Genomic DNA, 14,342 nt, shown 5'->3' with positions numbered 1-14,342 from the left:
GCCATCGATGACCGTATTTCGCATGACTGCCAAGGCGGCACCCGCCGGACTGACGACACTGGCCGTGCTGGCCGCGCTGGCAACCCTGGCCGTCTCGGCGCCGGTAGTGCACGCGCAGGGCAAGGCCAAGCCGGCCACCGCGCCGGCCGCCACTGCGGCCACCGCTGCCATCGCCACCACGCCGTCGGGCCTGCCCGGCACGGCGGCCGGCAACGCCAGCAGTGTGCAGATGGCGCAGCAGATCGACCTGGCAGAAGGCAAGTCCACCCTGATGCACCTGCCCTATCCGGCGGCGCGGCTGGCGGTGGGCGATGCGCGCGTGGCCGACGTCATCCTGATCAATCCCAGCGAAGTCTATATGCTGGGCAAGGCCACCGGCACCACCAACCTGATCCTGTGGAACAAGGCCAACCAGGCCACCATCATCGACATCAGCGTGGGCATCGATGCCGCGCCGCTGCGCCAGCAGTTCGCCGCCCTGTTCCCCACCGAGCGCGATATCGTGGTCACCGTGTCCGGCAACGCCCTGATCCTGTCGGGCAGCGTGGCCGACACCATCCGCGCCGGCCAGGTGGTGGCGGTTGCGACCGCCTACCTGCAGCGCGGCGCGCGCGGCGCCATGAGCCAGGCGCCGGCGCAATCTGGCGCAGGTGCGGCCGCTACCGCCGGTGCCGCTGGTAATGGCGGTCCCGGCAGCGCAGGCGCACCCTTGACTGCGGTCGATTCCGGCGCCAGCCTGCTGACGGGCGGCACCGCCGTGGGCAGCGCCGCCAGCCGCGTGGTCAACATGCTGTCGGTGGCCGCACCGCAGCAGGTGATGCTGGAAGTGAAAATTGCCGAAGTGTCGAAAAGCCTGGTGGACCAGCTGGGCGCGAGCATCGGCGTGGCCGGCACCGCCGGCAACTGGACCTACAGCCTGCTGTCGAATCTGCTTACCGGGAATGCCAGCAAGCTCGATGCGTTCAACGGCAAGAACGGCAACTTCGCCACGCTTGACGCCCAGAAGCGCGACGGCCTGGTCAAGATCCTGGCCGAGCCGACCGTGATGGCGATCAGCGGCCAGGAGGCCAGCTTCCTCGCTGGCGGCAAAATCTATATCCCGGTGGCGCAGGACGGCACCGGCGGCTCGTCGCGCGTGACGCTCGAAGAAAAGGAATACGGCGTGGCCGTCAAGTTCACCCCCACCGTGCTCGAAGGCGGCCGCATCAACCTGCGCGTGGCGCCCGAAGTCTCCGAGATCAACCGCGAAGGCATCGGCATCAGCGCCACCGGCAGCACCGCCACCGCCATCCTGCCGGCCTTTACCACGCGCCGCGCCAGCACCACGGTGCAGTTGTACGATGGCCAGAGTTTTGCCATCGGCGGCCTGATCAAGAACAACGTCACCACCAGCATCAAGGCCTTCCCGGGCCTCGGTGAAATTCCGATCCTGGGCGCGCTGTTTCGCAGCAGCGATTTCCAGAGCGACCGCACCGAGCTGGTGTTCATCGTCACGCCGCACCTGGCGCGGCCGCTGGCGCCCAACCCCAAGCTGCCGACCGACGACTACGTGCCGCCGAACCGTTTCGACTTCTTCGGCATGGGCAAGATGGAAGGCCGCGCGCCGGCGCCAGCATCGACACCAGCACCGGCAGCGGCACCAGCGCCAGCCGAAGCGACACCCACCGCCACCGGCTTCGACGTCAAATAGGAGACCGCATGGCCCGCATATTTCTATCCGCCGCCCTGGTGACCACGCTGGTGCTCAGTGGCTGCTCGCTGTCGCCACGGCTGGACCGCCAGTTCGGCGCCAGCGTGCAGCAGGCGCTGGCGCAGCAAACGCTGAACCCGCAGGCCGGCGCCAACCGCTCGCCCGTCAATGGCATGGACGGCAAGGCTGCCGAGTCCGTGTATGAAAACTATCAGAAATCGTTCCGCGCGCCGGAAGCCCAGGGCAGTTCGCTGACCACGGGCTCGGGCACCAGCTCGGGTACGCGCTGAACCACCGCCAAGGACACCCATTGAAAATCGCCGTCATTTCCAAGGATGAACGCCACCTGCTGGACCTGGGCCGCCTGCTGCGCGCACGCCCGACCGGCGACGAGGTGGACTTGCTGTCGGGCGGCCTGATCCGGCTGGCCGGCATGGCCGACGAGCAGTTGCCCGACGTGCTGATCATCGACCAGCCGTCCGTTGCTGACGGCGACCTGATCCAGGTCGAGCGCCTGAGCGGCCTGCATCCGACCATGGCTTTCATTGCGCTCACCAGCGAGAGTTCGTCCGATTTTCTGCTGCAGGCAATGCGCGCCGGCGTGCGCGAAGTGCTGCCTGCCCCGGTCACGTCCGCCACGCTGTACCCGGTGCTCGACCGCATTGCCGAAAAGCTGGGCCGGCGCCACCACGCCAGCGGCAAGGTACTGGCATTCATCTCGTGCAAGGGCGGCAGCGGCGCGACTTTTCTCGCCACCAACCTCGGTTATGCGCTCGCGGCCAGCGGCGCCAAGCGCGTGGCGCTGATCGACATGAACTTGCAATTTGGCGATGCCTCGCTGTTCGTCTCCGACCACAAGCCGCTGGCCACGCTGTCGGACGTGGCCAGCCAGATCCACCGGCTCGACCCGTCGTTCCTGGCCTCGAGCATGCTGAGCATTCTGCCCAACTACGGCGTGCTGGCCGCGCCGTCCGACCCGGCCCATACCAGCGACGTCAAGCCCGACCATATCGACGCCATCCTCAAGCTGGCGCGCCAGCAGTACGACTTCATCATCCTTGACGTGGGCCGCAGCCTGGACGCGGTGACCATCCGCGCGCTCGACCACGCCGACCTGATTTTCCCGATCCTGCAAACGACCTTGCCGTACATCCGCGACAGCAAGCGCCTGCTGACGGTGTTCCGTTCGCTCGAATATTCGAAAGAAAAAATCCAGCTGATCGTCAACCGCCACGACAAGGGCGGCGAAATCCGTTTGAAAGACCTGGAGGCGGCATTCGACACCGACCAGATGCAGACCATCCCGAACCACTACGACGCTGCCGCCGCCTCGGTCAACCAGGGCGTGCCGGTGATGAAGCTGGCGCCCACCAGCCCGTTGAGCCGCGCGCTCGACGAATTCGCGCGCAGCCTCAGTGGCGAAGCGGCCGCCGTCAAACCGGTCAGCTGGATCGACAAGCTGCGCGGCCGCAAGGATTAAGGAGCCACCATGAATACCCCTATTTCTCTGCGCGAGCGGCTTGAGACCGGCACCACCCGCGTGGTGGCCCAGCGCGTGACCGGCATCGACAACCGCGCCTACCAGGACCTCAAGCACCGCCTGCACCAGACCCTGCTCGACCGGGTGGACCTGGAAAGCATCCAGCGCCTGTCGCAGGACCAGATCAAGCTCGAACTGCGCACGCTGGTCGAGCGGCTGCTGGAAGAAGAATCGGTCGTCATCAACGATGCCGAGCGCAAGAATCTCACCCGCGACATCCAGAACGAGATGCTCGGCTTTGGTCCGCTCGAGCCGCTGCTGGAAGACCCCACCGTGTCCGACATCCTGGTCAACACCCACCGCCAGATCTATGTCGAGCGGCGCGGCAAGCTCGAGCTGACCGACGTCACCTTCACCGACAGCGCCCACCTGATGAAGATCATCGACAAGATCGTCTCGCGCGTGGGCCGCCGCATCGACGAATCGAGCCCGATGGTCGATGCGCGCCTGCCCGACGGTTCGCGCGTGAACGCCATCATTCCGCCGCTGGCGATCGACGGCCCGATCGTCTCGATCCGGCGCTTTTCGGCCGACCCGCTGCGCCTGGCCGACCTGGTGGCCTACGGCTCGATGACGGCCGACATGGCGGAAGTACTGCAGGGTTTGGGCCGCGCCAAGGTCAACATCCTGATCTCGGGCGGTACCGGTTCGGGCAAGACCACCATGCTCAACGTGATCTCCGGCTTCATCGGCCAGACCGAGCGTATCGTCACGGTGGAAGACGCGGCCGAGCTGCAACTGCAGCAGCCGCACGTGGTGCGGCTGGAAACCCGGCCGCCGAATATCGAGGGCAAGGGCGAAGTGACGCAGCGCGCGCTGGTGCGCAATGCGCTGCGCATGCGCCCCGACCGCATCATCCTGGGCGAGGTGCGCGGCGCCGAAGCGCTCGACATGCTGGGCGCGATGAACACCGGCCACGAAGGCTCGATGGCGACCATCCACGCCAACACCCCGCGCGACGCCCTCACGCGGCTGGAAAACATGATCAGCATGGCCGCCGCCAACCTGCCCACCAAGGCCATGCGCCAGCAGATCAGTTCTGCCGTGGGCGTGGTGGTACAGGTCTCGCGCCTGCCCGACGGCAAGCGCAAGGTGATGTCGATCCAGGAAGTGACCGGCATGGAGGGCGAGATGATCACCATGCAGGAGATCTTCAGCTACAAGCAGACCGGCCTCGGCGACGACGGCACCGTGCACGGCCACCACAGCCCGAGCGGCATCCGGCCGCGCTTCATCGACCGCCTGCGCAATTTCGGCGTCACGGTGTCGAACACCGTGTTCGAGCCGAGCTGAGGGCCAGCATGGATTACCGTTTGATCGTTTTCGGCTTGTGCGTGTTCGGCGCCGTGGCGCTGCTGGTGTGGGGCATCTACAGCAGCGTGCACAACGTCAAGGGCGAGCAGGCCAAGCGCGTGGCGCGGCGCCTGCGCAACGCCATCGGCGACGACGGCGCGGAGCTGGCCGTCTCGATCACCAAGGACCGCATGCTCAGCCGCGATCCCGACACCCACCGCCTGCTGCTGCACATCCCCGGCATCCTGCTGCTCGACCAGGTGCTGCTGCAATCGGGCCGCAGCTGGACTGCCGCGCGCCTGCTTGCCATCATCGCCATCGCGGCGGTGTGCGGCGTGGTGCTGGGGCTGGTGCTGCGCCTGCCGTTCAGCGGCGCGCTGGTGCTGGGCCTGTGCGCCGCCTGCCTGCCGTGGTGGGAGCTCAACCGCGCCAAGAAGCGCCGCATCACCCGCATCGAACTGCTGCTGCCCGAAGCGCTCGACATGATGAGCCGCGCCATGAAGGCCGGCCACGCATTTCCCACCGCGCTGAAGATGGTGGCCGACGAAATGCCGATGCCGCTGTCGATGGAATTTCGCGCCGTGTTCGACGAAGTCAATTTCGGCATCAGCATGCCGGACGCGCTGATGGGCATGGCGCAGCGCGTGCCCAGCGCCGACCTGCGCTACTTCGTGGTGGCGGTGCTGATCCAGCGCGAGACCGGCGGCAATCTGACCGAGCTGCTGGCGTCGATCAGCGCCATCATCCGCGACCGCCTGCGCCTCTTGGCGCAAGTGCGCGTGATGTCGGCCGAGGGCAAGATGTCGGCCTGGGTGCTGGGTCTGCTGCCGTTCGGCGTGGGCGGCATCATGTTCGTGCTGAACCGCGAATTCCTCACCATCCTGTTTGTCGATCCTCAGGGCCAGCGCCTGCTGATGGGTGCGGCAGGCATGATGCTGCTCGGCTTCCTGGTGATCCGCAAGATCACCAAAATCAGGATCTGACCCCATGACACCGATTCAACTGATTTTTTTGGTCGTGATCTTCATCGGCGTGTTTGGCGCCGCGCTGGTGGCCGCGCGCCTGTTTACCAACACCGCCGTGCGTGACCGGCTCGACGCCCTGTCCGAGCAGCCCGAGTCGCGCTTCGACCGTGGCCGCTGGCTGCAACAGCTGGTCAACCTGGCCTCGCCGCTGGCCAAGCTGTCGGTGCCGGCCGAAGGCTGGGAAACCTCGGCCGTGCGCCGCCGCTTCATCAACGCCGGCTGGCGCACGCCGGCCGCGCCGGGCCTGTTTTACGCCGCCAAGACCGGGCTGGCCTTGCTGCTGCCGCTGCTGGTGTTCCTGTACCTGAGCAGCACCGGCAGCCAGGCCGAGGGCATGACCAAGCTCAGCTACCTGCTGGTGGCCGCCGCCATCGGCTACTACGTGCCGGGCCTGGTGCTGAACGAAGTGATCAAGCGCCGCCAGCGCGACATTTTCGAAAGTTTTCCCGATGCGCTGGACCTGATGACGGTGTGCGTGGAAGCGGGCCTGGCGATGGACGCGGCGCTGGCGCGGGTGGCGCAGGAGATAGGCCTGAAAAGCGTGATCCTGGCCGAGGAACTGCAACTGGTCACGCTGGAACTGCGCGCCGGCAGCGCCAAGGAAAAGGCGCTGCGCAACCTGTCGCTGCGCACCGGCGTGGACGATGTCGATGCCTTGGTGACGATGCTGATCCAGGCCGACCGCTTCGGTACCAGCGTGGCCGATTCGCTGCGGGTGCAGTCGGAACTGCTGCGCACCAAGCGCCGCCAGCGCGCCGAGGAGCAGGCCGCCAAGATCGCCCTGAAGCTGCTGTTCCCGCTGATTTTCTTCATCTTCCCCAGCTTGCTGGTGGTGTTGCTGGGCCCTGCGCTCCTGCAGCTGTACCAGGGCCTGGGCGCGGCCAACCTTTAACCGGAACCTGCATGCGATCTCACGCGATCTGTCTCGCCCTGTGCGCCGCCGGCCTGCTGCCGGCGTGCGGCACCGCGCCCAAGCCGGCGCCAGCGCTGGCCACGGCGCCGCTGCTGCGCATCAGTGACGGCGACGGCAACCAGCCCGGCTACGCCTACCGGCTGGGCCGCGCCTACGAGCAGCAGGGTGACCTGGCGCGCGCCGATGCCGCCTACGCCCGCTCGCTGGCGCTGGACCCGGACCAGCTCGACGCCCGCAACGCCCGCGCGGTACTGCTGGCAAAGCAGGGCCGCCTGGACGAAGCGGCAGCATTGCTGCAAAAGCTGACCAGGGATTTTCCGTACAGCGCCCAGGCGCTCGGCAATCTCGGCTATCTTCAATATTTGCAGGGCCAGCATGCACAAGCAGCCGCCACGCTGCGGGCCGCACTGGCGCTGGACCCGGACTACGGTCCCGCGCGCGCCAATCTTTCGCTGCTGGGCGGCGGCAAGCTCGATACCGCTGCCGTCGTGCCAGTGGCTGCGCCGACGATGACGCTGCAGCCGTTCGCCTTGACGACCGCGCCAACGCCGCAGTTGTCGCTGGTGCGCATGGGGCCCAATGAATTGCGTCTGCAGGCTGCGGCCACCGTTGCCGCAGTGTCCATCGCATCGGCAACCGATAGCGACGCCAGCGCGCCCGAGTGCCTGCATATCGTCAACGGCAACGGTATGCCGAGCGGCGCCGCCAGAATGCGCGACATGCTGCGCCAACGCGGTTTTGCCGCCGCCAGTTCTGTGCTTGGCAACCAGCGCGGGTACACCCAGGCGCGCACGGTGATCGAGTATGTGCCTGGCCAGCAACAACGCGCCAGCGCGCTGCGTACCGCGCTGGGCAGCCCGGCAACACTGGTGCCGGTCGCCACCCTGCCGCGCCAGGTCGCTTTGCGGCTGGTGCTGGGCCAGGATCGGCACACCATCAATCCGAATTTGCTGGCGCGCCAAGAGCGCCCCGTCACAGCTTTCAACCAGGAGTCTCCATGAACCGAACCACGTCCACCCGGTACCATACCGGCCACCTGCTCCAGCTCTTCCTGGCCGCCATCCTGGCGATGCTGCTGGCCGCCTGCGGCGGCGGCGGTGGTAACAGCGCCAGCGGCTGCGTGACGATCGACCCCAGCCGCGATCCGAACCTGCCCGGCTGTGGTACCGGCACCGGCGCCACCGCGCCCCGCATGACGGTCGCACTGACCGACAGCGCCAACGCCCCCATCACGACCATCAGCAACGACCGCCCGGGCAACCTGGTGGCGGTGTTCCGCAACGGCGCCAATGCGGCCGTCGCCAACACGGTGGTAACGTTTACCACCACCGACGCCACCGGTGTGTTCGTGCCAGCTGCCGGCACGGCAGTGACCGACGCCACCGGCACCGCGCGCGTGGGTCTGCCGGTGGGCACCACCGCTGGCGCGTTCACGGCCACGGCCAGCGCCAGCGTCGACGGCAAGACCGCTACCGCCAGCGTCAACTACACGGTCGATTATTCGGCCGTGACGCTGGGCGCCTTGTCGATCGCCCCCACCAGCCTGGCAGCCGGCGGCACCGCAGGTGTGCAAGTGACTGTCTTGAGCGGCACCACGCCGTATGCACCACCGCTGGCGGTCGCGTTCAGTTCGCCGTGCGTGACGGCCGGCAGGGCCCGCCTGATCACGCCGGTGACCACCGTGAATGGCGTGGCCAGCAGCTCGTACACCGACCTCGGTTGCGGCACCACCGACATCGTCACCGCCACCGCAGTGGTCAGCGGCGTCACCGTCACCCGCAGCGCCAACCTGACGGTGAATGCCGCCAGTGCAGGCCAACTGACGTTCGTGTCGGCACTGCCGCAAAACATTGCGCTGCGGGGCACCGGAGGCGCCGGTCGCCAGGAAACCGCCACCGTTACCTTCAAGGTGCTCAACGCCGTCGGCCAGCCGCTGGCCGGCCAGGTCGTCAACTTCGCGCTCAACACCGTCGTCGGCGGTTTGACAGTGAGCCCTGCCAGCGCCACCACCGGCAGCGACGGCACGGTATCGACAGTGGTCACTTCGGGCAATATCAACACCCCGGTGCGGGTGTCGGCCACGTTGCCAGGCAATGGCATCAGTACCGTCTCCGACCAGTTGGTGGTATCGACCGGTGTGCCGGAGCAGGCCAGCTTCTCGCTCAGCGCAGTGATTCGCAACGTCGAGGGCGGTTCATTCAATGGCTGCCCGGCGCCGAACGGCACCACGCTGGCCGCGCGCCTGGCCGACCGCTTCCACAATCCGGCGCCCGACGGCACCGCTGTCAGCTTCACGGCAGAAGGCGGCACCGTCGATGCTTCGTGCCTGACCGGCGAGACCACCACCACGCTCACCGACGGTACCGTGATCAAGCAGAAGGGCACCCCAGGCGAATGCACGGTGCGCTTCTGCGCCGCCAGCCCGCGTCCGGCCGACGGCCGCGTGACGGTGCTAGCCTATGCGCTGGGAGAAGAAAGTTTTGTCGATGCCAACGGCAACAACCGCTTTGATGCTGGCGAAACATTCACTGACTTGGGCGACCCGTTCCGCAACGACCGCGCCGTCACCGACGCCAACGCCAGCGGCAGCGACGACGCCTTCACAACAGGCAATGCAGCAAGGGTGTCCGGCGAGTCATTTATCGATACAAACGGCAATGGTGCCTGGGATGCGGCCGGCAACGGCATCTACAATGGCGTGCTGCGGGCGTCCGGTGTGGGCAGCGGCGACACCGTGCATCTGCGTCAATCAATGGTAATGGTGCTGTCCAACAGTACCGCCAACGTCACACTAATCGGCCAGGCCGTCGGCGGCGCGCCCACCATCGGTACGCTGGCGTTGAGCCAGTGCATCAGCGGCACGCCATTCGTCAATGACACCCGCACATTCCGTTTCGCCATCCGCGACAACAATCCAACCGTTTTTGCCACCAACCGACTGGCCGCGCATCCGAACGACAGCAACTGGCTGTTCGACCTGCCGGGCAACCCTCTGCCTGCCGGGACCAGGATCAACTTCAGCGTGTCCAATGGCATCTTGCTGTCCGCTGCCGATGTCGTGGTGGCCAACAGCATACAGCCGGACTCGAGTGGTTGGATTTACCGGGTGCAACTGGCGAGCGACGCGGTCCAGAATGCTACCGGTTGCCTTAATCCGATCAATAGCGGCGCCCTGAACATCACCGTCACCACCCCAAGCGGCGTGGTGAGCAGTTTCTCCTACCCGGTCACCGACTGACGCGGCGCGGTCAGGCACAGGCCGGCCAGCATGAACAACATCAGCGCATAAAACACGCTGCTGTGGATGGTCCAGAAAATCACTTCGGTCAGGCCGAAGCCGAAGTAGCAGACCACCAGCAACATGCCGGCCAGCGCCGGCGCCGTGACATCGCGGCGCTGTGCCCTGCCACGGTGCAACTGACGGCGGAAGAACAGGAACGGCAGCAGCAGTGTGCCGGCCCAGGCCAGCAGCCCGACCACGCCGCCGAACACGGTGGCGTGCAGCGCGTCGTTGTGGAAGTGATCGAGATCGAGTATGTAAGCCGGCGCCTCGCCGCGGGCCACCATGGCCTGCTTGGCGCGGTCCACCGCCGCCACGCTGCGGCCCAGCCACGGGTGCTCGGCGATCAGCTCGGTGGCGGTGTGCCACAGCTCGAGCCGTACACCCATATTGGTAAACGTGTTACCACCTGCGAAATATTGCTCGACATCGGCCACGCCCTGCATGGCCCGCTCGCGCGCCCCGGTTTGCGGCACCAGGAACGACATCGCCAGCAGTACCGGCACCAGCAGCGCTGCGCCCTTGCGGTAGCGGCCACCCAGCACATTGCCATAACGCAGCAGCAATATCACCGCCAGGATTGCGGCCACCCAGCCGCCACGGGTGCCGGTAGCGACCGAGCCGACCAGGCCAGCCAGCGCGCCCAGCACCGGCCACAGCACGGCGCGGCCGTGGAAGTCGCGCGAGGCCGCCAGGCACATCAAGCCCATGCACAACGAAATATCGCCGAACGTAATCGCGTTGATCAAGCCGCCGGGGCGATCCATGCCCAGTACCCAGCGCTGGTAGCTGATGAACACCGCGCCAGCGACAGCGCCGGCGATCAGGCCCCACCACAGGAAGCGGCGCGATGGCCGCCACACCAGCACCACCAGCAGCGCAGCGGCAGCGGCCAGCGAACGCACCGGGCGCTCGAGGTCGCGCAGCCGCACCTCGGGATCGAATACGTAGTATCCAAGGGCCAGCAACAGGGGAACAGCAAAGGCCAGCAGCAGCGGTACAACCTCGCGTATATGCGGTGCGGCAACAGTACGGACGGCGCGCCAGCAGGCGATCGCCACCAGCAAGTAGACCAGGCTGAACAAGCCGGTACCGCCGCGTGCGATCAAAAACAGGAATGGTGGCGCAAACAACAGGCTGTTGAAAAAGACAGTGCTGACAGGCTTTTGCGATAAGGTATTATGCATCATTCTTCTTGTGGTTCTTTCCGCGAGAGATCACCCTGCCCGCCTCCATTCATGCAACAAACAATCACTATTTCAGTCGTCATTGCGACCTACAATCGCCCGGATGCACTGCGCGCAGTCATCGAGGCATTCTTTCTCCAGGACGAGAAAAATTTCGAGCTCATTGTCGCCGATGACGGCTCGACCGACAACACGCGTGCCTGCGTGGCGGAGCTGCAAGCGCGCTCGCCGGTCCCGCTGCGGCACATCTGGCAAGAGGACATCGGCTTCCGGCTGGCGCGGGTGCGCAACCTCGGTATCGCGGCAGCCAAAGGCGACTATCTGATCTTCCTCGACGGCGACTGCATCCCGCAAAGCAGCTTTATAAGCCAGCATCGGCGGTTGGCCGAGCCAGGCTGCATGGTAACCGGCAGTCGCATTTTGCTCAGCGAAGCGCTGACCGCGCAGGTGCTGGCGGGCGCAATACACCCGTTGCAGCTGTCGCCGTGGGGCCAGTTGAAGCTGCGTTTGAATGGCGGGCTGAACAAATTGTTACAACTTTGGTGGCATTTTCCCGACGTCAAACGCACATCGAACCGCTTTACCTGGCGCCGCATCAAGGGTTGCAACATGGCGGCGTGGCGCAGCGACATCGAGCGCATCAATGGTTTCGATGAAAGTTTTACCGGCTGGGGCCACGAGGATGCCGATATCGTGCTGCGCCTGTTTAACGCCGGCATCCTGCGCAAGGATGGCGCATTTGCCACCGAAGTGCTGCACCTGTGGCACCGCGAAGCCGTGCGCGACCAGGCCAGCAGCAACAAGGCCCGGGTGGAAGCGCGCATGCTGGATAAAACCGTGCGCGCCACGGTGGGACTGGCGCAATGAACGCCCCCCTCAGATTGAGCATCGTGGTGCCTGCCTACAATGTGCAGGACTTTATCGTTGAAACGCTCGACTGCATCCTGCCGCAAATGCGCGACGGCCACGAACTGGTGCTGATCGACGACGGCTCCACCGATGCCACCGTCGAGCGCGCGCGCGGTGTGTTTGCCGCGTGGCCGCAATGCGCGGCGCGTATCGTGCAGCAGACCAATGCCGGCGTGGCCGACGCCCGCAACAACGGCGTGGCGCAGGCGCGCGGCGACTACATCCTGTTTGTCGATAGCGACGACCTGTTGCAGCCGGGCGCGCTGGACGGTATCGACGCCGCCATCGCCCAGTATGCGCCGGACGTGATCGCCACCGATTTCTGCATCTGGTACCCGGGCCGCACCGCCAAGCCGCTCGAATACCACCACCTGGGCTATCCGCCTAACGTGGTGCTGGAAGGCCCCGAAGCGATCCTGTCCACGTATTTCGCCGACCGCCACATGTATGTGTGGTGCAAGATCATCCGGCGCGACATCTACCTGCAACTGGGGCTGCCGCTGTTTCCGTCAGGCCGGTTGTTCGAGGACATGGCCATCGTGCCGCGCCTGCTGGCCGCCTGCCGCACGCTGGTGTACGTGCCGCTGGTGCTGCTGCATTACCGCCAGCACCCGGTCAGCATCACGCGCGTGATCACGCCGCAGTGGTGTACCGATTTCGTGCTGGCGCTGGCCTCGGCCAGGCCTTACCTGGAAAGTGCCGGCGCGACCGACAGCGCGGCCATGCGCGCCGAGTTCGACGGCGCCGCGACCCTGTTCTACCTGTGTGCCATCAAGACCTCGTTCCAGTTGCCGGCGTCCGCCCAGCCGGACCAGGTGCGCGCGGAAGTGCGCAAGATTTACCTTGGCAGCCTGTTCGGCACGGTGGAGAAAACGCTGCACAACCTGGAAGCCGGCCAGCTGGCGTCGGTCACCCTGCGCAACGGCCGCCGCTGTGCGCGCCAGGTGCGCCAGGCGCTGGCCGACAGCACCGTGTTCAAGTGGCGCCAGACCATCAACCGCGCCTACAAAACCTGGCAAATGGCCAGGCAACAACGCCTTAGCAAAACCAACTGACCATGTCCGCCCCGTTTTCCATCAGCATCATCGTTCCCGCCTATAACGCTGCCGGTTTCATCGACGAATGCCTGGCCCACATCGTGCCGCAAATGGGGCCGGCCCACGAACTGATCGTGATCGACGACGGTTCGCGCGACGACACCGCCGCCCGCGTGCAGGCGCACGCCGCCGCTACCCCGCAATGCGCGCTGCGATTGATCCGGCAAGCCAACCAGGGCCTGGCGCAAGTGCGCAACGTGGGTCTGCAGGAGGCGCGCGGCGACTACATCCTGTTCATCGACAGCGACGACCTGCTGCAACCAGGCATCCTGGCGCGGCTCGACGCAGTAATCGCCAGCCATCATCCCGACACGATCGCGCTGGACTTTTCCATGTGGCATCCCGACCGGCCCGACAAGAACCGCGCCGTGCACATGGGCTATACGCCCGACACGCTGATCACCGACGCCGACACCATTCTCGACGTGTTCTTTGCCGACCGCCACCTGTATGCGTGGGCGCGCGTGATCCGGCGTGAAATTTATGCAAGCTTCGAGCAGCCGCTGTATCCCACCAAGCGTCTGTTCGAGGACGTGGCCGTCACGCCGCGCCTGCTGGCGCGCTGCCGCTCGCTGTACTACCTGCCGCAGCAGTTGCTGGCCTATCGCCAGCACCCGGTCAGCATCACCAAGTCGGTCAGCGCCGACTATTGCCGCGATTTTACGGCCGCGCTGGGGCTGACCAAGCCGGCGCTCGAGCAGGCCGGCGTCAGCGCCGGCGTGCGCGACCACTTCGATGCCGTGGTCAGCTATTTTTATATCGGTGCGGTGAAAAACTCCTACCAGTTGCCAGCGGCGACCGGGCGCGTGGTACGGCGCGAGTTGAAAGAGATTTACCGGGCCACGCTGTTTGGCACGCCCGACAACGTGCTGGACAAGATGGAACAAGGCAGCCTGCGCTCGACCAGCCGCCGCGACGACCTGCGCGCCGCGCGCCAGGTCCGGCAGGCACTGGCCAACAGCCTGGTATTCCGCTTCAAGCAGACGCTGAGCCGCAAGGTCAAACTGTGGCAGCGCCAGGCGCGGGTACGAGCACTGGGGAAAGCATAATTTCCTTACTGCACCTGGACTTTAAGCGGACGCGCCGGGTAGGAAAAATCCGCTACCATGGGTTTTTCGCCCAAGGAGGTCACCCATGCGTGTAGATATTTATTACCGAGACGAAGCAGAAGGCAAGCACACCTACCTGGCTGTACCGGAAGGAAAAGCCATTCCGGAAGAAGCGACCAGCACCGACTGGCATGTCGAGGCCGAGAAGGTCGAGGTCGATGACGACAACGGCGACCTGTCCCGTTACCATATCGCCGATCCGCTCGCGCAGATCGGCTCGAAAGGTTACGCCATCACCAGCGTGACCGCGCAACTGTAAGTCCTCGCCAACCTGCTGCGCGGCCAGTTACCGCCGAAGC

The 14,342-nt window shown here is 65.8% G+C and carries 13 protein-coding genes; 12 read left to right on the top strand and 1 reads right to left on the bottom strand.

Annotated elements, in window-relative coordinates:
* Nucleotides 1-7 precede the first annotated feature (7 nt).
* Genes SR858_RS03350 through SR858_RS03315 form a run of 8 tightly spaced genes read left to right on the top strand, consistent with a single transcriptional unit; the run spans nt 8 to nt 9,699 of the window.
* A complete protein-coding gene (locus SR858_RS03350) occupies nt 8-1,690 on the top strand; it encodes a type II and III secretion system protein family protein (protein ID WP_019924817.1) in 1,683 nt (560 codons plus the stop codon).
* 8 nt (nt 1,691-1,698) lie between these two features.
* Nucleotides 1,699-1,980, top strand: coding sequence for a hypothetical protein (locus SR858_RS03345; protein WP_019924816.1), 282 nt, complete (start codon nt 1,699-1,701; stop codon nt 1,978-1,980).
* Between the two features lie 20 nt (nt 1,981-2,000).
* A complete protein-coding gene (locus tag SR858_RS03340) occupies nt 2,001-3,170 on the top strand; it encodes an AAA family ATPase (protein ID WP_019924815.1) in 1,170 nt (389 codons plus the stop codon).
* Between the two features lie 9 nt (nt 3,171-3,179).
* Nucleotides 3,180-4,523, top strand: coding sequence for a CpaF family protein (locus SR858_RS03335; protein ID WP_019924814.1), 1,344 nt, complete (start codon nt 3,180-3,182; stop codon nt 4,521-4,523).
* Nucleotides 4,524-4,531: 8 nt separating this feature from the next.
* Nucleotides 4,532-5,506: a type II secretion system F family protein gene (locus SR858_RS03330; protein ID WP_019924813.1), complete on the top strand. Its 975-nt coding sequence runs from the start codon at nt 4,532-4,534 to the stop codon at nt 5,504-5,506.
* A 4-nt stretch (nt 5,507-5,510) separates the two neighbouring features.
* The gene (locus SR858_RS03325) at nt 5,511-6,440 is read left to right on the top strand and encodes a type II secretion system F family protein (protein ID WP_019924812.1); all 930 of its coding nucleotides are present in this window, start codon (nt 5,511-5,513) and stop codon (nt 6,438-6,440) included.
* Between the two features lie 11 nt (nt 6,441-6,451).
* A complete protein-coding gene (locus SR858_RS03320) occupies nt 6,452-7,462 on the top strand; it encodes a LytR C-terminal domain-containing protein (protein WP_019924811.1) in 1,011 nt (336 codons plus the stop codon).
* Nucleotides 7,459-9,699 carry an Ig-like domain-containing protein gene (locus SR858_RS03315; protein ID WP_019924810.1) on the top strand — a complete coding sequence of 747 codons (2,241 nt, stop codon included), beginning with the start codon at nt 7,459-7,461 and terminating at the stop codon, nt 9,697-9,699. The genes SR858_RS03320 and SR858_RS03315 overlap by 4 nt, the downstream gene beginning before the upstream one ends.
* Here SR858_RS03315 and SR858_RS03310 read toward each other — a convergent pair.
* Nucleotides 9,681-10,931 carry an O-antigen ligase family protein gene (locus SR858_RS03310; protein WP_019924809.1) on the bottom strand — a complete coding sequence of 417 codons (1,251 nt, stop codon included), beginning with the start codon at nt 10,929-10,931 and terminating at the stop codon, nt 9,681-9,683. The genes SR858_RS03315 and SR858_RS03310 overlap by 19 nt on opposite strands.
* Before the next feature lie 48 nt (nt 10,932-10,979).
* Between SR858_RS03310 and SR858_RS03305 the strand changes: the two genes are divergently transcribed.
* The 4 genes from SR858_RS03305 to SR858_RS03290 all read left to right on the top strand — a co-directional run bounded on the left by SR858_RS03305 (nt 10,980) and on the right by SR858_RS03290 (nt 14,302).
* Nucleotides 10,980-11,795 carry a glycosyltransferase family 2 protein gene (locus SR858_RS03305; protein WP_019924808.1) on the top strand — a complete coding sequence of 272 codons (816 nt, stop codon included), beginning with the start codon at nt 10,980-10,982 and terminating at the stop codon, nt 11,793-11,795.
* Complete coding sequence (locus SR858_RS03300) at nt 11,792-12,892, top strand: glycosyltransferase family 2 protein (RefSeq protein ID WP_084670237.1); 1,101 nt, start codon at nt 11,792-11,794, stop codon at nt 12,890-12,892. Before SR858_RS03305 ends, SR858_RS03300 begins: the two co-directional genes overlap by 4 nt.
* A 2-nt stretch (nt 12,893-12,894) precedes the next feature.
* A complete protein-coding gene (locus tag SR858_RS03295; RefSeq protein ID WP_019924806.1) occupies nt 12,895-13,983 on the top strand; it encodes a glycosyltransferase family 2 protein in 1,089 nt (362 codons plus the stop codon).
* 85 nt (nt 13,984-14,068) lie between these two features.
* A complete protein-coding gene (locus tag SR858_RS03290; protein ID WP_019924805.1) occupies nt 14,069-14,302 on the top strand; it encodes a DUF6139 family protein in 234 nt (77 codons plus the stop codon).
* The last annotated feature ends 40 nt before the right edge of the window (nt 14,303-14,342 follow it).

Origin of the sequence: Duganella zoogloeoides (genome assembly GCF_034479515.1) — a bacterium.
Classification (GTDB): domain Bacteria; phylum Pseudomonadota; class Gammaproteobacteria; order Burkholderiales; family Burkholderiaceae_D; genus Rugamonas; species Rugamonas zoogloeoides.
Note: the sequence above shows the minus strand (reverse complement) of the source record. Positions and strands in the feature narration are given on the sequence as shown.